Annotated in this window: 26 protein-coding genes and 1 pseudogene; 22 read left to right on the top strand and 5 right to left on the bottom strand. The window is 53.6% G+C overall.

What is annotated here, in order from left to right; genetic code table 11:
* Positions 1-82: 82 nt before the first annotated feature.
* Entirely contained in the window at positions 83-370 is a 288-nt protein-coding gene (locus H9X91_RS01895) for a hypothetical protein (protein WP_204801931.1), read from the bottom strand.
* A gap of 434 nt (positions 371-804) precedes the next feature.
* On the opposite strand from H9X91_RS01895, the gene H9X91_RS01890 reads away from it, so the two are divergent.
* The 22 genes from H9X91_RS01890 (at position 805) to H9X91_RS01785 (ending at position 17,375) form a co-directional block, all read left to right on the top strand.
* A complete protein-coding gene (locus H9X91_RS01890) occupies positions 805-1,224 on the top strand; it encodes a single-stranded DNA-binding protein (protein WP_195607988.1) in 420 nt (139 codons plus the stop codon).
* Positions 1,225-1,329: 105 nt separating this feature from the next.
* Positions 1,330-2,163 (top strand): hypothetical protein, encoded by an 834-nt coding sequence (locus H9X91_RS01885; RefSeq protein WP_195607987.1) that lies wholly within the window; start codon positions 1,330-1,332, stop codon positions 2,161-2,163.
* Between the two features lie 29 nt (positions 2,164-2,192).
* Positions 2,193-3,998, top strand: a complete 1,806-nt coding sequence (locus tag H9X91_RS01880; protein ID WP_204801929.1) for an AAA family ATPase — start codon at positions 2,193-2,195, stop codon at positions 3,996-3,998.
* Between the two features lie 21 nt (positions 3,999-4,019).
* Positions 4,020-4,181: a hypothetical protein gene (locus H9X91_RS01875; protein ID WP_204801927.1), complete on the top strand. Its 162-nt coding sequence runs from the start codon at positions 4,020-4,022 to the stop codon at positions 4,179-4,181.
* A 43-nt stretch (positions 4,182-4,224) separates the two neighbouring features.
* Complete coding sequence (locus tag H9X91_RS01870) at positions 4,225-4,563, top strand: hypothetical protein (RefSeq protein WP_204801925.1); 339 nt, start codon at positions 4,225-4,227, stop codon at positions 4,561-4,563.
* A gap of 61 nt (positions 4,564-4,624) precedes the next feature.
* A complete protein-coding gene (locus tag H9X91_RS01865) occupies positions 4,625-6,760 on the top strand; it encodes a vWA domain-containing protein (protein ID WP_204801923.1) in 2,136 nt (711 codons plus the stop codon).
* 97 nt (positions 6,761-6,857) lie between these two features.
* Complete coding sequence (locus H9X91_RS01860) at positions 6,858-7,073, top strand: hypothetical protein (RefSeq protein ID WP_204801921.1); 216 nt, start codon at positions 6,858-6,860, stop codon at positions 7,071-7,073.
* Complete coding sequence (locus H9X91_RS01855) at positions 7,070-7,795, top strand: hypothetical protein (protein WP_204801919.1); 726 nt, start codon at positions 7,070-7,072, stop codon at positions 7,793-7,795. The genes H9X91_RS01860 and H9X91_RS01855 overlap by 4 nt, the downstream gene beginning before the upstream one ends.
* 13 nt (positions 7,796-7,808) lie before the next feature.
* Entirely contained in the window at positions 7,809-8,600 is a 792-nt protein-coding gene (locus tag H9X91_RS01850) for an N-6 DNA methylase (RefSeq protein ID WP_204801917.1), read from the top strand.
* 20 nt (positions 8,601-8,620) lie between these two features.
* Positions 8,621-9,022, top strand: coding sequence for a hypothetical protein (locus H9X91_RS01845; protein ID WP_204801915.1), 402 nt, complete (start codon positions 8,621-8,623; stop codon positions 9,020-9,022).
* 25 nt (positions 9,023-9,047) lie between these two features.
* Entirely contained in the window at positions 9,048-9,620 is a 573-nt protein-coding gene (locus H9X91_RS01840) for a hypothetical protein (protein ID WP_195607978.1), read from the top strand.
* A 19-nt stretch (positions 9,621-9,639) separates the two neighbouring features.
* Positions 9,640-10,290, top strand: coding sequence for a hypothetical protein (locus H9X91_RS01835; protein WP_204801913.1), 651 nt, complete (start codon positions 9,640-9,642; stop codon positions 10,288-10,290).
* A gap of 85 nt (positions 10,291-10,375) precedes the next feature.
* Positions 10,376-11,119 carry a DUF1281 family ferredoxin-like fold protein gene (locus H9X91_RS01830; RefSeq protein ID WP_204801911.1) on the top strand — a complete coding sequence of 248 codons (744 nt, stop codon included), beginning with the start codon at positions 10,376-10,378 and terminating at the stop codon, positions 11,117-11,119.
* Positions 11,120-11,307: 188 nt separating this feature from the next.
* Complete coding sequence (locus H9X91_RS01825; RefSeq protein WP_243414378.1) at positions 11,308-12,156, top strand: hypothetical protein; 849 nt, start codon at positions 11,308-11,310, stop codon at positions 12,154-12,156.
* A 54-nt stretch (positions 12,157-12,210) separates the two neighbouring features.
* Positions 12,211-12,702, top strand: coding sequence for a hypothetical protein (locus H9X91_RS01820; protein ID WP_204801909.1), 492 nt, complete (start codon positions 12,211-12,213; stop codon positions 12,700-12,702).
* A gap of 97 nt (positions 12,703-12,799) precedes the next feature.
* On the top strand, positions 12,800-13,153 hold the full coding sequence (locus tag H9X91_RS01815) for a hypothetical protein (protein WP_204801907.1): 354 nt from the start codon (positions 12,800-12,802) through the stop codon (positions 13,151-13,153).
* A 16-nt stretch (positions 13,154-13,169) separates the two neighbouring features.
* On the top strand, positions 13,170-13,655 hold the full coding sequence (locus H9X91_RS01810; RefSeq protein WP_204801905.1) for a hypothetical protein: 486 nt from the start codon (positions 13,170-13,172) through the stop codon (positions 13,653-13,655).
* Positions 13,652-14,092: a hypothetical protein gene (locus H9X91_RS01805; protein WP_204801902.1), complete on the top strand. Its 441-nt coding sequence runs from the start codon at positions 13,652-13,654 to the stop codon at positions 14,090-14,092. Before H9X91_RS01810 ends, H9X91_RS01805 begins: the two co-directional genes overlap by 4 nt.
* Entirely contained in the window at positions 14,086-14,619 is a 534-nt protein-coding gene (locus H9X91_RS01800) for a hypothetical protein (protein ID WP_204801900.1), read from the top strand. Before H9X91_RS01805 ends, H9X91_RS01800 begins: the two co-directional genes overlap by 7 nt.
* Positions 14,620-15,113: 494 nt before the next feature.
* Positions 15,114-15,449, top strand: coding sequence for a helix-turn-helix domain-containing protein (locus H9X91_RS01795; RefSeq protein WP_195607969.1), 336 nt, complete (start codon positions 15,114-15,116; stop codon positions 15,447-15,449).
* A 424-nt stretch (positions 15,450-15,873) separates the two neighbouring features.
* Complete coding sequence (locus H9X91_RS01790; RefSeq protein ID WP_204801898.1) at positions 15,874-16,272, top strand: ribonuclease Z; 399 nt, start codon at positions 15,874-15,876, stop codon at positions 16,270-16,272.
* Entirely contained in the window at positions 16,269-17,375 is a 1,107-nt protein-coding gene (locus tag H9X91_RS01785) for a DNA/RNA non-specific endonuclease (protein WP_204801895.1), read from the top strand. The genes H9X91_RS01790 and H9X91_RS01785 overlap by 4 nt, the downstream gene beginning before the upstream one ends.
* Before the next feature lie 79 nt (positions 17,376-17,454).
* On the opposite strand, the pseudogene H9X91_RS01780 reads toward H9X91_RS01785, so the two are convergent.
* The 4 genes and pseudogenes from H9X91_RS01780 to H9X91_RS01765 all read right to left on the bottom strand — a co-directional run.
* A pseudogene (locus H9X91_RS01780) lies at positions 17,455-18,081 on the bottom strand (DUF4261 domain-containing protein); the annotation flags it as partial.
* Between the two features lie 57 nt (positions 18,082-18,138).
* A complete protein-coding gene (locus tag H9X91_RS01775) occupies positions 18,139-18,918 on the bottom strand; it encodes a hypothetical protein (protein WP_204801893.1) in 780 nt (259 codons plus the stop codon).
* A gap of 24 nt (positions 18,919-18,942) precedes the next feature.
* Positions 18,943-19,248, bottom strand: a complete 306-nt coding sequence (locus H9X91_RS01770) for a barstar family protein (RefSeq protein ID WP_204801891.1) — start codon at positions 19,246-19,248, stop codon at positions 18,943-18,945.
* Entirely contained in the window at positions 19,239-19,592 is a 354-nt protein-coding gene (locus H9X91_RS01765) for a hypothetical protein (RefSeq protein WP_204801889.1), read from the bottom strand. Before H9X91_RS01765 ends, H9X91_RS01770 begins: the two co-directional genes overlap by 10 nt.
* Positions 19,593-19,616: the final 24 nt, after the last annotated feature.

The following is a 19,616-nucleotide window of genomic DNA, read 5'->3' as shown; positions in this document are numbered from 1 at the left end:
CACCGTTGATATGATTTTGCCCCGGCCCCCGCTCGGCCCCCTCCGAACACGGGAGAGGGACCGCGGAAAGGACCGGGACATCTCATATGGCCAGCTCCTCCAGGGAATACTGGCTCTGACACTCCTGGCAGGTATAGATGTAGTAGTAATATTTGACCTTGGTGGTATCGATGAAATTGAAGTCGCTGGAGGTATTGATGGTGTTGGGCAGCGCCCCCTTGGTGGTGAAGGACCCCTTGCTGCGCGTCAGCTTTCCGCCGCATCGGGGGCAGCGCTTTTTCCCAAACAAAAAATACTTCAGTTCCCGGGGCTTAAAGGAGTAGTAGAATGCGGTGGACTTTTTCTCCTCCCAGTTTTTCTGCTTCTTCATACGAGCTCACCTCGCTGGCCTCCGGCCCCGATATGCGGGGGCGGAGCATTCCAGTATATGAAAATTTAGGTTATTTTATCACAGATATTCGAAGCTAGCAACACCGAATCTCCACCGACCCTTTTCATGGAATTGCCCTATTACCTACTCCAACAGTTGGCCTTCAAGGAATCAGTAGATTCCGGTATTATGGATTGCCATCGCCCGCCATGTTATGCTTTCTGTGTTCTTATTAGAAGTGATTTCCTCCGGGAGGAGCCCTTTATTAAGCAGTGAGCCTTTGAGCATGAGTCTCAGGCGATGATGTGCAGCTACAGTTCCGTCGTTTCATATGCGGCGGAGAGGAGGCTGCTTTTTCTTTTGCCAAATCACCGGGCATCGGTGTTTGGAATATTAAATTTTCTGGCATGACCAGAAGGAAAGGACTGAATGATATGTCGAATGCAACCATCCATCTGCTTGGCCGAGTGGTCAACGATCCTGAGGTCCGTGAGGGCAAGGAGCAGCGCAAGTTCGTCACATTCCGGCTGGCTGTGAACAACCAGTTCGGTGCGACGGAGCATGCCGCCTTCTACACCTGTACGGGCAATGAGTACATGGCGAACCGGATCACCAAGGCCGGCCTTGCGAAGGGCCGCCTCATCAACTTGGTCGGCTCCTTCAATCCCCGCGAGTACCAGACGAAGACCGGCGAGACGCGGATGTCTCTTGATGTCGGCCTCTACGACTGGAGCTACGTTGGCGGGAAGCCGAAGGGCGAGGACAATTCGGATGACCCGGCGCCGGCGGCGAAGGCCCCTGGCACCGTACAGCCGGAGAGTCCGATCAACGATGAGGATGACCTTCCCCTCTGAGGAAGATGCAGAAAGACCAATTGGCGGGACTGTAAGTGAGAGAGTGCTTGCGGTCCCGTCTTTTTCTGCATTTCCAGACTTGAAAACCGAAAGGATGATGATTTTATGGCGAAAGTTCGCCGAATGAAGACTTCCACTCTCTTCCGGTTCTTAGTAGCACCCGCTCTGCTCTTATGTGCGATCCTGCGCAAGCCCATTTTCCAGTGGATCGCCGTGGCTGCAGTCGGGATCTGGCTCGCTGTCATGATCGTGCAGGCGGTAGGTACTCTCCCCAAGCGGGTAAAGAGAAACCGCAAGCCTGTGCAGACGATCTGTCAGGAGCTTGGCCCAAGCCAGGAACACAAAGAAGACGCGAAGCCTGAAACGGCGCCGGGAGACGACGGCAGTCGGCTGTTCGTGCTGCGGCAGGTAAACTACCGAATCACAGAGCAGCTCAAAAGCGCCTACCCCATGGTGGCTTGGCTTTGGGTCAAAAGGCCGGAAGCGGAGCAGCTGTGTAAAGGCGGCTTGTTTCGGATTCGCACATCCAATACCGACCCCTTCAATTTTGCGGAGGTCGAATTGAGTGCGGATGGACGCCTAAGGATCACCATGCTTCAGGCAGTATCTCTCAAAGACGCCGCGACGCTCGCCGCTGAGGAGCAGGATGACCTGGCTCAGGAGGAACTACTGGAGCGCGTGGATGTGAGAACCTGGTACAACTCCAAGGGTGAGCAAGTCCTTTGCCAGATGATCGATGACCTGAACACCCAAGGCCATAAGAAGCTCCTGATCAAGGAGAATGGCCAGGTGGTCATCGAGGTGTCTGGTAAGGAGCAGCCTGTGGAAACGATCCAGGATTTCCCGCCCCGCATGGTCTGGGATGAGTTCTGCCAGCTCCTGCGTGATGATGAGATCAAGGCGACCATCGAGAAAGAAGGTTTGCTGCTCGCCTGGTGATGAGCGGCATGTTGGAGGTCAGATAAGTTATGCCAAGAAACAAATTGTTTGAGTCGTGGACATTCAAACTGTCCATGCCGAAGCCGTTTGATGACCCGAACTACAGTGGTCTGAAAGACTTCGGATTGTCGAAATATAATATGTCCGGGAAGCTTCATAAGGCCTCGCTGCACGCGCCTACCATGCGTGCCCTGCTGGCATATGCGAAGCTGGTCAACACCTCGGAGCAAGGGCAGGATACGGATGGGCTCGGCGCGATCGGACATCAGGATAACAAGTTCCGCATTGCGGAGTACAAGTCCGCGAATAAGACCGACTGCGTCGTCTTCAATCCCAACACCGGAAAGTTTGTCGTCAGCCAGTTTGAGGATGGGAGCGATACCCCGAAAGCCTATTCCCTGGCGGCCGGCAATGCCTCTGGTAGTGCTCTTCTGTTCTGCCTGATGCCGATATTTGAGCAGGATGATGAGTTTCGTGATACCTTCCTGCAGTTCAGGAATGAGCTGAGTCAGGCGAACCCGGATATGGATTCCGCACTCTCGATGGCGTTAGTCCTCTGTGACAATGTCTATCGCCGAATTGAGGGCGCCGGCCAGCTGGGCGCTGCTGGTGTGAAGCTCGCCATCCCGACAACGGGCAATATCAGCACGATCTCGCATCTGGCACTGGATAAGGGCAGCTATGCTCCTACCGGCACTGTCTACGGCCAATTCACCATCTTGAAGATGGGCGGAGCGCCCCAACAGCAGGCGATCATGGTCAGTCACGCGGACTTCGTTGGGAAATACCAGTTGTCCGCCCGCAGCCTGACGGCGCGGGAAGACGCCATGGTCCCCAAACTGCCTGACTGGTACATTATCCCCCGGGAAGTGGTGCGGGTCTGTGAGCATGCGAAGCTGACCTCCACCACGAGCCAGCCGATGCGGAACTTCCTGTTTCGCGGTGAGGCGGGTACCGGTAAGACGATGGGCGCCCAGGCGATCGCTGCGGGCCTGCATCTGCCCTACACGCTCATGACATGCAGTGCCAACACCGAGATCACGGACCTTGTAGGTCAGTTTATCCCCGATACAGCTGGAGCAGTCAGCCAGGCAGATGCATCTTCGCCTCTGCCGAAGATCTCCGACATCATCATGCACCCGCCGTCCGTCTATGAGGAGCTGACGGGTATCTACGACGATGATAAGACGGAGGATGACGTCCTGCAGAAACTCATTGAGATCGCTGTTGGGCGGTTGGCGCAGAAAGAGGAACAGCACGGGCAGCGTATTCGCTATGTGGATACACCGCTCCTGGAGGCAATTCGGTACGGATACGTGTGTGAGCTTCAGGAGCCCTCCTGCATTGCCAATCCCGGTGTCCTGGTGGGTCTTAACTCCCTTTTGGACAACTGCCAGACCATCACGCTGCCTACCGGCGAGCGCGTACACCGGCATCCGGACACCGTCATCATTGTGACGACGAACTCCGACTATGCCGGCTGCCGGGATGTCAATCAGAGTATCATTTCCAGAATGGATCTGATCTACGACATCGAGGCACCGGATCTGGCCACTATGGTCAAGCGGGTCATGAATGTAACCGGCTGCACGGACGAGCAGGAGACCACCAAGATGGCCATGGTCGTCCGTGATATAGCGGAACGATGCCGACAGACGATGATCACAGACGGTAGCTGCGGTATGCGGGAGCTGAAGGCGTGGGTGCTCTCAACGATGATCACGAAAGATCCCTACGAGTCAGCTCTGTCTACCGTCATCTCCTCCGCGTCAGCAGACCCGGAGAACCGTGCGGATCTAATCACCACCTGCCTGGAAAAGCAGTATATGCGGTGAAGTTCTTTAGGGGGGAGCGTTATGAAAGCTATTCACATCCAGTGGGATGTAGACGAGCCTGATGAATTGGAGGGATTGCCGGCGGAGATCCAGATCCCTGACGGCATGGAGGACGAGGATGAGATCTCAGACTACTTATCCGATGTGACGGGCTTCTGCCACAGAGGATTCCAGCTCGTCTGAGTCCAACTCCAAACACAAAACTTGAAATGAGGTGCTATTTGTAATGATGTACGATGAATTGACTGGTTTCAAATGCGCGGTCGCGGTCGCGGTGGCGTGCCTGGAAGATGAGCGGCCGAAGGGCGAGTCCATTCAGCCTGAAGCGGCAGCCCAGTATGTGAGCGATGTGCTCGAAGTCCTGTTGTCTTCGGCTCCGGTCGAGGCCACGGTCGAACCCATGACCTATCCCCGCTGCTGCAAGATCCCGCTGATCGTCCGCATCGACGGGCATGACGCCTGCCTGTACTGGTACTATCCCAATGCCACGGCAAGCGAGGTGGCTCAGGAACTGGAAGGCGCCCTGCTTGGCCTGGCCAAAGTGGAAGAACGGGTCATTGCTTGACGGAGGTGCATGAACTATGCGTGCATCTCACCGTGAGGTCCGGAAGAAGATTTTGGATCGCATGAGCAAGATTGACGATAAGGAGTTCTTCACATCAAGGGCCTATCGAGGCTACCTGGCGGATATCACTGAGTCGGCTACGAAGCGGTACCACCGGCCGATCCGCGTCAATCTATTTGCAGACGAGACGGATCAGACGGTCGCCTATACCGACTACTCCGGCATCTACATCAATGTGTGTAACCTCATTACACAGAGTATGCCGTCCCGGGAATTGAAGTCGGTCAGTCTGGAGGGTCTGGACGGGCATGAGCTCGGCCACAACCTCTACACCGACGGCAGGATCTGGGAAGCCTATGAGCATGACCTGGCCAAGGGCCGATTTTACCCGTCAATGCCTTCCGGCCTGGATGGGACTCAGAAGCTCTATGCCTCTGAGATCCTGGCCGCAGTGCAGGATGAGAGCGATCCGGTTCCGAGGTCGGTGATCTTGAAGACTGTGGCCGCTCTGCAGAATATCCTGGAGGACGGCTATGTGGATGCCAGAACGTCCTTTGAGTTCCCTGGCAGGCTTGCGCGGGGCATTGCCCTGAATAACCTGCGGTATTCCGAGCTGGTGCCTGACATCACAGAGATGGTCAATCGGAAATTCTACGACCACAGCATCGTGCTCAATCTTCTGATCGAGTATGTGAGGGCGGGCGAGGTGAATAACCTGTCCGGCTACACGGGTGAATTCATGGACTTGCTCCTGGAATTCATTCCCGCTGTGGACGCCTGTATCCGGGATGACGATACCAGATCCCGGTGTGAGACGGTAAGCCGCATCCTGATCGGCCTCTGGCCCGTCATGCAGCGGTGTTTCGATGACCTGCGCGATAAGCAGAAATCCGCCCAGCAGCAGGCGCAAGCTGGAGCCGGCCAGACGAACAAATCTGGCAACAGCCAGCAGAATGGCACCGGGAGCCAGCCTTCACAGTCGGAGACTGGAGAAGATGGTGATGCTGGCATCCAGGCAGTTGAGGAAGCATTGCAGGGTCAGTTGCCTAAAGCGGCGGAAAATCGGAATGACCGCATGGTCCCAGTGCCTTGCAATGGCTCCTTCCTCCCCGACAAGGAGAAGGACCAGGAGCTGAAGCAGCAGCTGAGCCGGGCGATCGCCGAGGAGACCGCACGGATCGCCGCCCATGTGACCTCTGGGATAGAGAGCGAGGGCGACGGCGGTATCACGATGGATCGACAGTACCAGGGCTCTGACTACGACTTTGCGGCCGAGGAGATCCGACGGCTGCTCGAAAATATGGCTGAGGCCCAGGTCTATGCGTCAATGGAGGAGGAGTTGTCTGAGGATCTCCAGCGTGAGGCGGACAGCATCTCCTACGGGAATGCACATAAGAACATCCACGTGACAGTGCATCGGATGGCGCAGGTGGACCAGTCGCTCATCAATGCCTATAACGAGGTATCCCCACAGCTACTCATGCTGTCCAAACGCCTCCAGCGAAGTGTCAGCGCCGCTCTGCGTGATAAGCGCCAGGGCGGGAAACAGACCGGACTCCTGGTCGGGAAACGGCTGAATCAGCACGCGCTCTACCGCAACGACGGCAGGGTGTTCTGCAATGCCAGGCTTCCGACCGAGCCCATCAACCTTGCTGTGGCACTTTTGGTTGACGAGAGCGGCAGTATGTGTGGCAATGACCGGATCACCAGGGCGAGGGCGACAGCCATCGTCGTCCAGGATTTCTGCGAAAAGCTTGGGATACCTGTGATGATCATGGGCCATACGGCGTCCAGCTCCCATGTGGAGCTGTTCTCCTATGCTGAGTTCGGGTCGGTGGATCGGAAAGACCGCTACCGGCTGATGGACATGAGCCCGCGCTATTGTAACCGGGATGGCGCCGCGCTCCGCTTCGTTGCTGAGAAACTCTGCAAGTACCCGGCGGAGGTCAAGATGCTGTTCATCATTTCAGATGGCCAGCCGAACGACGACGGGTATAGCGGTTCCGCAGCGGAGGCGGACCTGCGCGGGATCAAACTGGAGTACAGCCGGCGTGGAGTCGAGATCTTCGCGGCAGCAATTGGGTCAGATCGGGAACAGATCGAGCGCATCTATGGCGCCGGCTATCTGGACATCACCGACCTCAATCAGTTGCCCATCATGCTCACGCAGCTGATCACGCGGAATTTGCCGAAATAAGTGGTTATGACGTTGGAGGAGAGCCGGCAGGCCCTCCTCCTGTCATATATAGATCATTTGCCGTCCCATTGGGCGGCGGACAAAGGAGGTTCTGATTTTGAGAAAAAAGAAGAGAATGAAACGGCGGCCGGTGCCCAAACTGTGTGACCCCGGTATGTGCGATCACTGCACCTACGCCGGAGAGGGTGACTTCCTCTGTGATGATTACCCTGGCGAGGCGTATGTGGTCGTCATGAGCGACTGGGAACCTACGGAGAACTATCTTCACTGCCTGCGCCGGCATGGCGCAAAGGGGGAGGTGGCGAAACCGTGAAAATCACACACGACTGGAGGATACAGCCGGTTGACTGGCAACTCTGGATCGATAAGGGATTGGCAGTGGATGGGATCGGCGGTGTCACGCTGAACTATCAATTCACGCAATCTGACCTGCAGGAAGAAGCACTCCTCCTCAAGGGGAAATCTCCCGAAGAACAGGAGCAGATCCGGAATGAGCAGGTGCTGGCCCGCAATGCGAAGATGAAGGCGCTGATGGATGAGATCTCGTTCCGATTCCCCTGCTATCAGTATGAGGATAGCGACGAGCTTGCCTATGAAGGGCAAGATTGGGATTTCTTTTTCTGGTGCCAGGACCTGACTCCTCCGCTGAGTGGAAGGGACTACTCCTACATCACGCTGGATGCAAATGATCACCAGGCCCCACAGAGGCAGGAGCAGGCATTTGCTGATCTCCTGATGCTTCTGGAGGAACTGTGTGGTGACAGCCCGAACCTTCATGTGAATGTGCTTCACCATCTTCGATACAACAAAGAGCGGTACCAAGCCGCCATCGAACGGGCAAAGCGCGAGCTGCACGGCCGCCTTGGTACCTTCAGAGGCGTGAAGGGCTCTTTGGAACTGACAGCAGGTGGAGACCTTCTGTTCGTCCCGCGTCGGAAAAGGAAGGAGCCGGTAAAGATCGGCAATTTCGACATGGTCCGTCAGCTTTGGATCATTGAAGCCGGGAAGGCCGGCGAGTACCTGTGCCTGGATTGAGCGGAGGTACAACATGAAGGAAAAGATCCCTTTTGATACCCCAGACGCAAAAGCCTTTGTCACAACCTTCCGCCAATTGACCAACCGTCATGAGCCATGGAAGGTCTGGAGTGATTTCGTCACCTTATCTGCCTGCTCCATAGCCGTTCAGTTTGATTGCGTGGATAAAGAGCGGGTCGAGCAGAGACTCAAGTGGGTTTCCAACGTATCTGACAGGTACAGCGATGGCGAGCTGGAGCGGTTTGGCAAACTGCTGGAGATAACTGCGAGTGCCCTTCAGGCGGACCCAAACCAGGACTTCCTGGGTAGGCTTTATATGTCGCTCGATTTTGGAAACTCTTGGAGAGGGCAATTCTTTACTCCCTGGGACGTCGCTTACATGATGGCAATGATGACAATGGGGCAAGACGATGATCTCATAGCAAAAAAGGGCTATGCGAGTACACTGGACACCTGTTGCGGTGCCGGATGTATGCTCCTGGCCGCTGCTACGGCCTACAATGCCACACATAAGGATCGCAGTTGCCGGCAGGATATGCTGTTCGTTGGTCAGGATTTGGATCAGGTAGTGGCTCTCATGTGCTATATCCAGCTATCCATCCTGGGCTACGCCGGGTATGTGGCCATAGGGAATTCGCTCACGAACCCTCTTGGTGGAACGGAACTGTTCCCCACAATTGGCGAGGGCGGAGAGCTGTGGTACACGCCGAAGTGGTATTCCCCGATCTGGCAACTGCGTCGGCTGAAGGAGCTCGCAAAGATGATCGACTCCAGTGAGAGTCAGGCGAAACCATTGGAAACTTGATTTTAAGGAGGGACAGTATTTTGGATAACCAGAAGAAGTATTTGCGGGTCACGGAGATTATGGAAGCGGCAGCCAAGAAGGCGCAGGAAGATCCGCTGTTCCAAGAGGCGGAGAAGGAGTGCGTCCTGGACTACCACCAAGTCGATTTCTTGAATAGCCTTGACGAGGTGAGGCTGTGCTCTTTCAATGTGATCGGGCACACGGAGTATGGCACCAGTGAAGGCATCTACGGCGAAATCGAATTCTACGGTGTGTGGCTGCCTGATCATCGCAGTTTTCACAGCCCTGTAAAGCTAAGTGTTTACACCCTCAAGACTCTGTCCGAAAGCAAAGAGGCATTCATTCGGATGGGTACGCTCGTGAACCTGATCTGCTACTACGCGATCCAATTCATCAACGCTAACATCAATCGATTTGATTAAGCAACAAAACGGAGGTATTTCAATTATGGGACTGGACAGTTATGTTTTTCGTGTTACCAAGCCTGAGGGCCTGGAGGACAGAGTTTACTCCTTGGATGAAATCAAAGCGCTGGGTCTGTCAGCCTATCTGGCTAAATATCAGGATGAGCCCATTTTCCGCGAGCTGAAACCCTACTGCGTGAAGGTGCGGATCGATGCTCCCTATATCAATCTGCAGAGCATTCGGGAAGCCTATGGCTTTGGCGAAGATGCAGATGTCGTTGCACAGTGCAGCGACGGGACGATTACCGTGTCTGAGCGGCGTCCCGACGGCTCCTATCACCGTCAGGAGATCAGCGGCGCAGAAATGCGGGAGAAGCACCTGGTAAACCGGGTTGAAGTACACAACGCTTTCCGGAAAGAGCGGGTCGCATACTGGCGCAAGGACTACGAAATCGAGGACTTCTTTATGGAGAAGCACGAGTACGGAATCGAGAACACAGGCTACTACATCCTGGACTTGGAGACCATCCTGGAATTCAACTCCTATTTCCCTCAAGAGCTTCCCGAAGAGGAGCCGAGTGAAACCAGTGCCCTGTTCTATTGGGAATGGTACTAATGCCAAGGAGGGATCAATAATGAGCCAGTATCGAATTCAAAATCAGATCGCGGTCTATAAGACCAACAAGAAGCTTGTGGAGTTCAACGATAAGCTGAAGGCCGCTCCGGTCGAATACTACGGACATATCCACGCGCAGGGTGAGAAGCTGAATGACGGCAGCCGGCCGCGCTCCTGTATCGGCATGATCCTCCAGGACTATTCCAAAGGGACTGGGGAGAATACGATCCGGGTCATGGCCAATCTGTCTCCGGAGTTTTTCACCTACGCGCTCAGCCGTGTGAAGATCGGCGTGGAGCAGTTCGAATTCTCGGAGGAGAAGATCTTCGGTGAGCCGGATGTCAAAGGCCTGAGCTTCGTCACGAAGGTCTCCATCAAGCGTGCCTCTGTTGATAAGGATGGCCGGCCGAGGAATTATCCCTGGTGCATTATGGTGGAAAATGGCCGTGGCGCGAAGGAGAGCACACAGACCGGGGGTATCCACATGAAGAAAGGCTCTTACGTCAAGGGCAACATGGTCTTCGTGAATATCAACGACTATGACTTCTTCTGCCTGATGGTCAAGACCTGCCGCTTCATTGAGACCTGGGAGCTGACCAATGGTCCGAAACAGATCCGGGAAGCTCGCCAGATCATGGCTCAAGAACAAGCTGCTCAGGCGAATAGCTAGTGTAATTGCGTGTTTGAGGGGGAGCGATGCCAAGGGCATCACTCCCCTCTATTTTTCAAATTCTAGATGATGGAGGAATAAAATTATGCCGAACTATGTGAGAAACATCCTGAAAATGGAGGGGATTGCGGAACTTCCGCTGTTCAATGTGGCGCAGGGAGAGAAGTACTTTGACTTCAATTTACTGATCCCCATGCCCGCTGAGTTGATGATGGAGGAAGGCTCTAAGACGGAGCGGTGTGTCATGTATTACCTGACGGAGCGGTGCAGCATTCAGCTGCAGGAACTCGATGATAAGAAGCTGAGAGTCGTCAGCGCCCTGGTAGGAAATCATTTTTCCAGCAAGTGGCCGGAAGAAGTGTTCCGCAGGGTGTCCGAATGGATGAATGATGCATCTGATACGGAGAAAGACAAAGCCTATGCGGATGGCCGTCAGTATGTCTCCAATTATGAGAAGTACGGAGCAGCTACCTGGTATGGGTGGAGCATCAGAAACTGGGGCACAAAATGGAATGCCGGTGAAACGGTCATTCTCGATCGCGATACCATCCAGTTTGATACGGCGTGGTCAAATCCTGCTCCAATCGTGCAGAAGCTGGGCGAACTGTATCCGGCCCTCAGGATCGAACACTGGTGGGCAGACGAGGACATTGGCTCTAACACCGGGCACCGCATCCTATTCGATGGCGGTGAGAACGTGGAATGTTTCGAGCGGGATAAAGACGCCCTGGATATTTACACAAAGTGTTGGGGAGAAAGCAAATGCGTTTACCTTGATGAAAATGGAGTACTGCAATTCCGTGACTGCGACGACTGTGACGGTTGCTGAAGTGCAGATGATTGTGGACGTCTGAGCTTCTCACAGAGAAGCCAGTTCCAATAAGCGGTTTCGATGGGGGCACTGCATAGCAGTGTCCCCATCCTATTGTTGATACAGAAGGGGTGATTTGTAGTGCTTAGAAAGATACCAAAGATATCTCCAAAGGCATTAGTAGCTGTAAATGGGAGGTGTATTCGTTGAAGATCCTCTCATGCGGTGCTGGAATGCAGTCCTCGGCGTTGTTTCTCATGTCCTGTCAGAACGCGCTTGCCAAGAAGAAGGGCAAGCCGGCAGTCTGGCCGCTGGTCCCAATCTACGATGTCTCCGTATACTGCGATTTGGGCTTGGAACCCTCATGGGTCCTGAAGCAGGTGCAATTCCTACAGCGTTGCGGAGAATCATGCGGCGTGCCCCTCGTTGTGCTGAAGTCGCCGCTCTACCAGGATTTCATTAAAAATTTTGGTGAGAGGCGGGCAATTAGCATACCTTGGTGGACACTTAAGGAGGATGGGCACAAGAGCACCATGCCGCGCAATTGTACGATTGATTACAAAGTCAATGTAATAGCAAAGTACGTCCGATGGCATCTGCTTGGATATCGGAAGTATCAACGGCTTCGCGAGGCGGATCTGAAAGGGCATGAAATGCATATGGGGTTCGGCGCCGAAGAGACACGAAGATGCAAGGAGAACCCCAATCCGCTGTTTATCAATAAATTTCCACTGGTCGAGATGGGATTAAAACGTGCGGACAATTACGCATACATCAAGGATGTTTGGGGACTTTCCACCAGAGCGAGCGCCTGCACCTTCTGTCCATATCATCGCAATTACTTCTTCCAATTCTTGAAAGAGAACGAACCAGAGCAATTCGCGCACGTGGTCCATATAGATGAACTGCTGCGTGATAAGACGCCCAAGCCGCCTATGGATTCCGACCTATTCATTTCTCGGAGTCGCAAAAGGCTTGTGGATCTATGTCCTGCGGATTGCAATGATGCGGAATATTTCGACTATCACGGGCAGCAGATTTGGAATGGTTTTTGAGCCATTTTACGGAAAACAATATCAAATAATTCTTAAATTGAAGAGGAATTGATTATGCACAGCAGAATTTTTCAAGTCAGTACGACCGAAATCGCTCCAAGCGACTATATCCAGCCGGCCGATGTCTCGGACCGTTTATGCGACAACGGTGTCGCCGACTATGTTGACGATGTGGAAGACAGGGCTGAGGAGCTGAAGTACTTGATGGGGTCTTTTAAGAACATCTTTGTTAAAGGCCCAGACCAGTTCTCGTTCCAGATCGCTGAAGGCGGGAAGGAGCATTATTTTAAGCCGGGCTATAAGCGATTCCGCGAGCTCTGCGCTCAGATGACCACACTCTCTCTGGATGCCTTTATCGGCAAAGAGAGTGGTCCGGAGAATAAACCGATGTCCCTTCTCATGTACGAGCTGGATGAAGCCTACGAGGCTAAATTCGGCTATTACATCTATGAGGACGATACACTGGAGCCCCTGTCCGAATGGCTTAGAAACGCAGATACCGGCGTGATCTATTACTTCGGGAATGTGCTGGACTACCACTTCTGAGGAAGCAATCAGTTCACTATGAAAAGCGGTTTGGAGGGAGTGACACGAGGTGTCGCTCCCTCCTATTCATCTTACCAGGAAGGAGGTTGACGCTCTGATGAGGCGCGATCGATTCAACGCGCCGCTGACAGAGGAAGAACAGGAATTTGCAGAGGAGAACCACTTTCTCATCGCAAAGTATCTGAGGAAGCGGCGCCTGCCGATCGACGAGTGGTATGACGTAGTGATTTTCCGATACTGCCGGAGCGTAAAACGCTGGTTCGCGCTGCCGGAGCTGCATAAACACAGCTTTGAAATCATTGCCTTCTATGCGATGCGCTCTGCGATCGGCCACGAGTATGAGAAACGGAGACGGAGAATCCAAACCATCAGCTTGGATGCCGAGGTGCCCAACACGAACCACTTGACCTATAAGGATCTCGTGGCCAGTGAAGATAACATCACACTTTGAAAGGATGCCTGCCAACATGAGAGATAAAACTTTTGATTGCTGGGGAGAACCGATAGACGCCGTCATGGAAATAGCGGAAGCAGCTTTCGCTGTCGATGAAAATGGCGATCTGCCAAAGGCCGTGCTACGGGAAAGGGAAAAGGCACTTACAGATACCCTTAACCGCGTTTCTGCATACAGAGAGCACGGCATCCGCAATGACCTTGTGCATACGGTATTTGAAAAGCGGTTGCAGCTGATCAAGGATGCCAAGACCGTCCAGGCGCTCAAAGAGATCCAGTCTGAACCGAATCCTCGATACAATGGTAGCCGGTTCATCGCCGGACCCGCCTGCGTACCGGAGGAGGAGATAATTTTCTGGTCGCTCGCCTCCATGAAGGCACCTCTGATCAGCGAAGCTTTGAAAAGGTACATGGAACTGTTTCAGGCGACTTTTGGCTTCATGCCTGGCGAGGAGTTGCCCGAAGAAGATGATTCAACAGATAGGAGGTCATTTGCATGAAGATATATGTCTTGATCCATGAGCAGGACACGGAATCTGCATGGGGAAGCCATGTGAGCCTGTTTCTCAATAGAGATCTGGCTGAGGCGAGCATGCGGAAATGCTGGGAAGATGCGCTTAAGTCATGGGAATTTGGCCTTGATAAGGAGATGTATGACGACCACTGCTGGGAGTATAACCACGATAATGCAGCGGTACTGGACGGTATGGATATTGAGCGTTGGCGGATCGAAGAACAGGATCTGGCAGTTGGAGTCGCCGTCAAAGTGCATGGTGGCTTGGTGCAGTCTGTCATTGCCAATGCTGATGTGGATCTTGATGTCTATGACCTGGACGTCTCCGACTTCCCCGATGAAGGAGAAGAAGATGAGGCAGACGAGAGAAGACGTGTGTTCGAGGAATTGGCCAGCCGGCCGGACTGGAGGAGTGTGTGGTGATGGATCTCTATGGGATTGACTTGCTGCATCAGATCCACTCCGCCTATTTCCCGCGCTACCAGCTGGCCCTGGAGCGCGGCTACCAGCAGGAGGGCAATCGGTTCTTTTGGCTCTACGATGAGCTCCATTACCGGCTCCAAGTGCTGCGTGAAGCGATCCTGTTCCTCAATGCATTGCCGCTCTTCCTCCAGACACCTGAAGCTGAGAAGCCCTATAAGTATGTCATCGACTTCTTCACCAGATACTTCAACCAGGACAATATTGGCCGGTCGGAGAAGCAGGGTGATGATGATCCCTACTTTGGTGACTCCAACCAGTACTGGAAAGATTTTATGGAGGCGATGGACAAGTTCGGTGATGAACAGCTCCTGCAGAATCTGCCCCTGTTCTATGTCTACTCCTGTGAAGTGGTAGTCCGGGCGATCCGCCTCTACTTCCATATCCGCGAGGGTAAGTGCCATGCGATCGACCGTCAGAAATTCGACGCCTTGATGCATGGCGGCAGCTCCCTCCCAACATCAGCATAGAGGGAAAGGTACAAAGCGAGGTGCCTATGAGCAAGTTTCCAATGGATAGCGGACAACCCGTCTGGCAAGTGCCGATATCTGATAGAGATAGCACCGTCCACATGACGGCAAAGTGCCACTGCTTCATAAATGGGCAGTCCTTGTGCGGCCGGTACCAGCAAGATACCGACTACTACGAGACGGATGTCAGTGAAGACGAGGTTTCAGCGCGGCCAAGCGTTGCCTGTAAAAGGTGTCATGCCGTATGGAAGAAGAAATACGGCAGTTCCAAGTGATCGTCTACTCGATCACAGCGCAAAGGAGTCCGGGGCAGGTTCGCCTGTCCCGGGCTCCTTTTTCTTTGTGAAGCTCAACCGCCATTTCCCCAAATGATCAGGATTTTAACGAAAGTCTTTCAAATAGAAAGATGGTCTAACAAGTGGTGGATTTGATTGACGGCCATTACATTTTATACTCCTAATAGGCAGAAACTCTATCTGTTAGGGGGTGGACAAGTGGACGCAGTCAAAGTTGGAGCACGCATCAAGGCGGCTCGGAAAGTTCGCCGACTGACCCAGGCGGAATTGGCGCAGGAGGTAGACATTACCCCTAAATATCTCAGCAACATCGAATGCGGGGCTAAGGTACCGAAGCTGGAGACATTCATCGAGATCGCAAATGCACTTGAAGTAGATGCCAATACATTACTGGTAGATGTACTGACAGTCTCCTCCGCAATTATCAGCACAGAGATCTCCGAGCAGCTTGCCGCGCTATCTCCCCATGAGCGGAAAAGGATTAAGCGGATCTTCGATGTTATGATCGAGGACGCTGTTAAGCAGCCCAAGTAAATCCACCCTGCATCGTGTTTCAACGATGCGGGGTGTTTTTTGTTTTTCAGCAGGTTTCGATTTAATTCGACTTTGCATCTGTGATAATATCTTACTTGTAGAAAGACATTCTTTCTGTTAGAATGATGGAGGATGGCATATGAAACAGATACAGCGGATATGGATCGCAGCCCGGATCGAAATTCAATGGGCTTACATACTGTGGTACCGAAGGCGGGGGGAGTTCCTAATCAGACGCGGAGTGCCCTTCCATTCGGTAATCTTGCAGAAGCTGTCCAGGAAGATCGACCACCACGGGCTGATCGCATTCCGACTCCAAGACCAATACGATACAATGTTTACGCTGTCCTGAAATTGGGGCAGCGTTTTTTTATAGTTTGTACCGTACCCTGAATATAGAGAAAAGGATTGGAGCGTGATGAAAATGAGGCTGATCGTTTGCTTGGACGATAAGAACGGCATGGCCTTCAATCACAGGCGGCAGAGCCGTGACCGCATTGTAACAGAAACAATCGAAGAACTGGCGAAAGGGAGTGTTCTCCGCCTCTCCCCCTATTCCGCGAAGCTGTTTACTTCTGGCGACTTCGAACCGAGTGAAGATTACCTTTCACGGGCCGGGGAGGATGACTTCTGCTTTGTGGAGCTGGAGGATGTCACCCCTTACGAGCGACAGATCGAAGAAATAACAGTATTCCGCTGGAACCGTGTCTACCCCGCAGACCTGACCTTCCCAATCGATCTGACGCAGTGGAGTTTGGAACGGACGGTGGAATTTCCAGGCAATTCTCACGAAAAAATCACAATGGAGGTTTATAAAAGATGAAAAAGAAGTGGACGGTATCTATCCTGGCATTCCTTCTGGCCGTATCACTCTTGGCCGGCTGCGGCATAGAGACAACTTCCCAGCCGGATGTTTCGGCTGAGCCCAGCCAGAGTACGACAGTTGAGACTCCTGACTCCGGGCAAGATGTGGAGCCTGATGACACGGAGAGTGATCCTGAAGATCAACCTCAGGGGCCTGATGGCAGTGAGCAGGAGACGGACTCCTCTGCGTCGGCCTCTGGACATGAGTTGGAACCTTCTGGGGTGACATTCACGCTGAGCTCAGTTCCTGCCTACTCCGGATCGGCCTATGTCGCAGTCAACGGAAATGTCCCCTACTTCACGGCTGATGACCTCACCACCACATCTTTTGAAAGCTACAGCTCCCTCGACTCTTTGGGGCGCTGCGGTGTCGCCTATGCCTGCGCAGGGCAGGACATCATGCCCACCGAAGATCGCGGGAGTATCGGCCAAGTCAAGCCTACCGGCTGGCATACGGTCAAGTACGACTGTGTGGATGGAAAGTACCTCTATAACCGCTGTCATCTGCTCGGCTACCAGCTTACCGGTGAGAATGCCAACGAAGAAAACCTGATCACCGGTACTCGGTATTTGAACATTGAAGGGATGCTCCCCTTTGAGAATATGGTGGCGGACTACGTGCAGGAGACGGACAACCACGTGCTCTACCGGGTAACTCCCATTTTTGAGGGGAGTAACTTGCTGGCCAGCGGCGTGCTGATGGAGGGATATTCGGTCGAGGACAGCGGAGAAGACATCCTTTTCTGCGTTTACGCTTACAATGTCCAACCCGGTGTCACCATCGACTATGCTACTGGGGACAGCTACCTCACCTCCGGCGGCTCCGCTATTTCTGAGGAGCCCAGCGCGCCCGTTACCTCGCAGCAGCCTGAGGAGCCTGAAACATCGGGCACTGGCACCGTACAATCTGACTATGTGCTCAATACCAATACAAAGAAGTTCCATCTCCCGTCCTGCTCCAGCGCCGACGATATTAAAGAGTCCAACAGGCAGGAGTACAGTGGTTCGAGAGAGGATCTTATCGCCCAAGGTTATGATTCCTGCAAGAGATGCAATCCATAGGTATAGGTAAGGAAATGGAAGGATTCTTTTGAATTCCCTCCATTTCCTTTTTTATTATTGGTGATTGATCAGGCCTAAATTATCTTTGACCTGCTGCATATCTTCCCATGTTGATGTCCAGCACCGCTCTGGGCGGCTGGATCAGGGCGTCCTCATACCGGCATTTCCACTGGACATTCCGGCTCATCTGGCCATCCTCCACACCATCCACCGTCTCCCCGTCCTCAATGGGGTTGTCATTTGCCAGAATGTACGACGCAACATTGTAGGCGTGATTCACCACCCAGTTGGGGTCCATATCGTGGAAGTGATACTGGAGGTCTGGCAGGAACAGGGTGCTCATGCCCACCGTGTCGATGAGCATATCCTCCGTACCCTCAATGTTGAAGAATCGGACATTGACGCCAAAGCGGATGAACCGATCCGGGCCCTCAATCTGATGGGAGCGCACATCCTCTGCCAGAAACAGCTTGCCGCAGTTCTGGAAATAGAACGCCTCACAGGTGGGGTATAGCTCCGCCAGGGCCTCCACGAAGTTGGCGTCCAGGTTGGCCCGCTCCAGCGCCGGAAGCGCCGCAGCCAGCATATCCGTGGCCACGACCTGATACCGACACTCCCGGAAAATCCGCTCCCGGTCCTCCTGGCAGTCCCACATCTGGCTCATCAGGAAGGCGTCAAAGCCTTTGCCCTTGAACTTGTCGCACCTGTATTTCGTCTGGCGAGATCGGGTGAAAACTTACATCGTATCCCATAAAAGTCCTCCTTAGTAGTCAAGCAAGATGGGCACCTGCTGTTCCTCGGCAAACCGCATGGCCCGCCAGAACATGGAGAAGGCGAACTTGGCCAGGGATTGAGTGTCATACTGAGTGTGTTCCTGGATGTCCGCCTTGCTGTACTGCCCGTCTGCATCTATAGTTCCGTCTACCGGGTATCCTTCCGTATCCGCCCAATCAAGGATGGTATCCTCATCGGCCTGCCACACCAGCTGGTTCAGCTTCTCCAGTTCCTTCCGCAGTCCGCCCAGGGTGGCGATCATCGCCTGATCATCGGTGGGCAGAGGCGCCTGAAATAAGAAGGAATCCGGCAGAGGCAGCCACCAGGTAGCCCCACGCAGCAGGGACCACACCTGCTCCTCATCCGATCCAAGGCGGGCGACCAGAGGATGCTCCCCGAAGTTCCAGTCCTTCTCCACGGTGGGGGGCACCGGCTCATCGTATGTATGGCAGGCTGCTACCAGCAGCATAGCGCCAAAGGCGTCCCAATCCGGCTTGTCGGTGTAATAGGGCTTCTCATTATCCTCCGGCCAGGGAGTATAGGGGGGCTGGCCCGGCTGAGAAATGGCGCTCAAGATCTGATCCCGCCAGTTCTCCACTGCCGCCTGGACCTCAGCCGGGGACATTTCTTCCTCGTTATCAGCAGTTTCTCCATCCGGCGTGATTTTTTGAAAGCCCCATCCATTTTCTTCCGCCCACTGCTGAACAACAGTTTTCCAGTTGTGAGAATAGTACCGTGTCAGTGTTCCGGCGTAGATGTCAAGTCCCATCGTGATGCCTCCTTTTCTGCTTGATCAAAGCCGTTCCAGGGTACAGTCGTGCCCGGAATGGTCTGTATCCAAAATGATTTCCACAATGGTGCCCATATTCTCTTTTCCGAGATTACGGACGCTTTTTTCATAGGCCAACCACTGGATGTGGATGGGCTGTCCATACTCATGCCGCCCGAAACCGCCCCGGAGAATATCGTTGAAAGCGTTCAGGTTCCGACCGATCTTCCGGTCCAAACCGAAGGTAAATACCCGCTCCACCTCGTCATAAAAACCGGCCATGCTGGAAAAGCGGCGGCCGTCGATGGTGAACACCTCTCTCATGTCCATATAAACGGCTCCTTTAAGTGGTATTTCTCCATGATCTTATTTTCCAAAGCTTCATAGGCATCCATATCCTCTGGCTGCGCTGGAATACCCTTTTCCCACCAGTAACCGTTCCCATAGTAGAAAGACATAGCCCAGTAATAAGGCAGGTCATGGCTGAATATCGCCACTCCCATGGCATCGGCCACTGGCTCTGCCAGCGGTGAGCGTTCCACTATCTGAGAGGCTTCCTCATAGGAGATCCCCACCAGCTCCACCAGCAGGTGCTTCACCAGTTCACAGAAGCTGTACTGGTTGAATATGACCTGACCATCCTCATCTTTGAATACAAGTCCATCTCTCACCATGGTATTTCTCTCCGTTTCTTAACC

The organism is Oscillibacter valericigenes (assembly GCF_016902445.1).
Taxonomy (GTDB): Bacteria; Bacillota; Clostridia; order Oscillospirales; family Oscillospiraceae; genus Oscillibacter; species Oscillibacter avistercoris.
This window is presented reverse-complemented; position numbering and strand designations above follow the sequence as displayed.

Coding starts and splice junctions, on each gene's coding strand:
- H9X91_RS01895 (WP_204801931.1), bottom strand. CDS start 370: ATGAAGAAGCAGAAAAACTGGGAGGAGAAAAAGTCCACCGCATTCTAC.
- H9X91_RS01890 (WP_195607988.1), top strand. CDS start 805: ATGTCGAATGCAACCATCCATCTGCTTGGCCGAGTGGTCAACGATCCT.
- H9X91_RS01885 (WP_195607987.1), top strand. CDS start 1,330: ATGGCGAAAGTTCGCCGAATGAAGACTTCCACTCTCTTCCGGTTCTTA.
- H9X91_RS01880 (WP_204801929.1), top strand. CDS start 2,193: ATGCCAAGAAACAAATTGTTTGAGTCGTGGACATTCAAACTGTCCATG.
- H9X91_RS01875 (WP_204801927.1), top strand. CDS start 4,020: ATGAAAGCTATTCACATCCAGTGGGATGTAGACGAGCCTGATGAATTG.
- H9X91_RS01870 (WP_204801925.1), top strand. CDS start 4,225: ATGATGTACGATGAATTGACTGGTTTCAAATGCGCGGTCGCGGTCGCG.
- H9X91_RS01865 (WP_204801923.1), top strand. CDS start 4,625: ATGAGCAAGATTGACGATAAGGAGTTCTTCACATCAAGGGCCTATCGA.
- H9X91_RS01850 (WP_204801917.1), top strand. CDS start 7,809: ATGAAGGAAAAGATCCCTTTTGATACCCCAGACGCAAAAGCCTTTGTC.
- H9X91_RS01840 (WP_195607978.1), top strand. CDS start 9,048: ATGGGACTGGACAGTTATGTTTTTCGTGTTACCAAGCCTGAGGGCCTG.
- H9X91_RS01835 (WP_204801913.1), top strand. CDS start 9,640: ATGAGCCAGTATCGAATTCAAAATCAGATCGCGGTCTATAAGACCAAC.
- H9X91_RS01830 (WP_204801911.1), top strand. CDS start 10,376: ATGCCGAACTATGTGAGAAACATCCTGAAAATGGAGGGGATTGCGGAA.
- H9X91_RS01820 (WP_204801909.1), top strand. CDS start 12,211: ATGCACAGCAGAATTTTTCAAGTCAGTACGACCGAAATCGCTCCAAGC.
- H9X91_RS01815 (WP_204801907.1), top strand. CDS start 12,800: ATGAGGCGCGATCGATTCAACGCGCCGCTGACAGAGGAAGAACAGGAA.
- H9X91_RS01810 (WP_204801905.1), top strand. CDS start 13,170: ATGAGAGATAAAACTTTTGATTGCTGGGGAGAACCGATAGACGCCGTC.
- H9X91_RS01805 (WP_204801902.1), top strand. CDS start 13,652: ATGAAGATATATGTCTTGATCCATGAGCAGGACACGGAATCTGCATGG.
- H9X91_RS01790 (WP_204801898.1), top strand. CDS start 15,874: ATGAGGCTGATCGTTTGCTTGGACGATAAGAACGGCATGGCCTTCAAT.
- H9X91_RS01785 (WP_204801895.1), top strand. CDS start 16,269: ATGAAAAAGAAGTGGACGGTATCTATCCTGGCATTCCTTCTGGCCGTA.
- H9X91_RS01775 (WP_204801893.1), bottom strand. CDS start 18,918: ATGGGACTTGACATCTACGCCGGAACACTGACACGGTACTATTCTCAC.
- H9X91_RS01770 (WP_204801891.1), bottom strand. CDS start 19,248: ATGGACATGAGAGAGGTGTTCACCATCGACGGCCGCCGCTTTTCCAGC.
- H9X91_RS01765 (WP_204801889.1), bottom strand. CDS start 19,592: ATGGTGAGAGATGGACTTGTATTCAAAGATGAGGATGGTCAGGTCATA.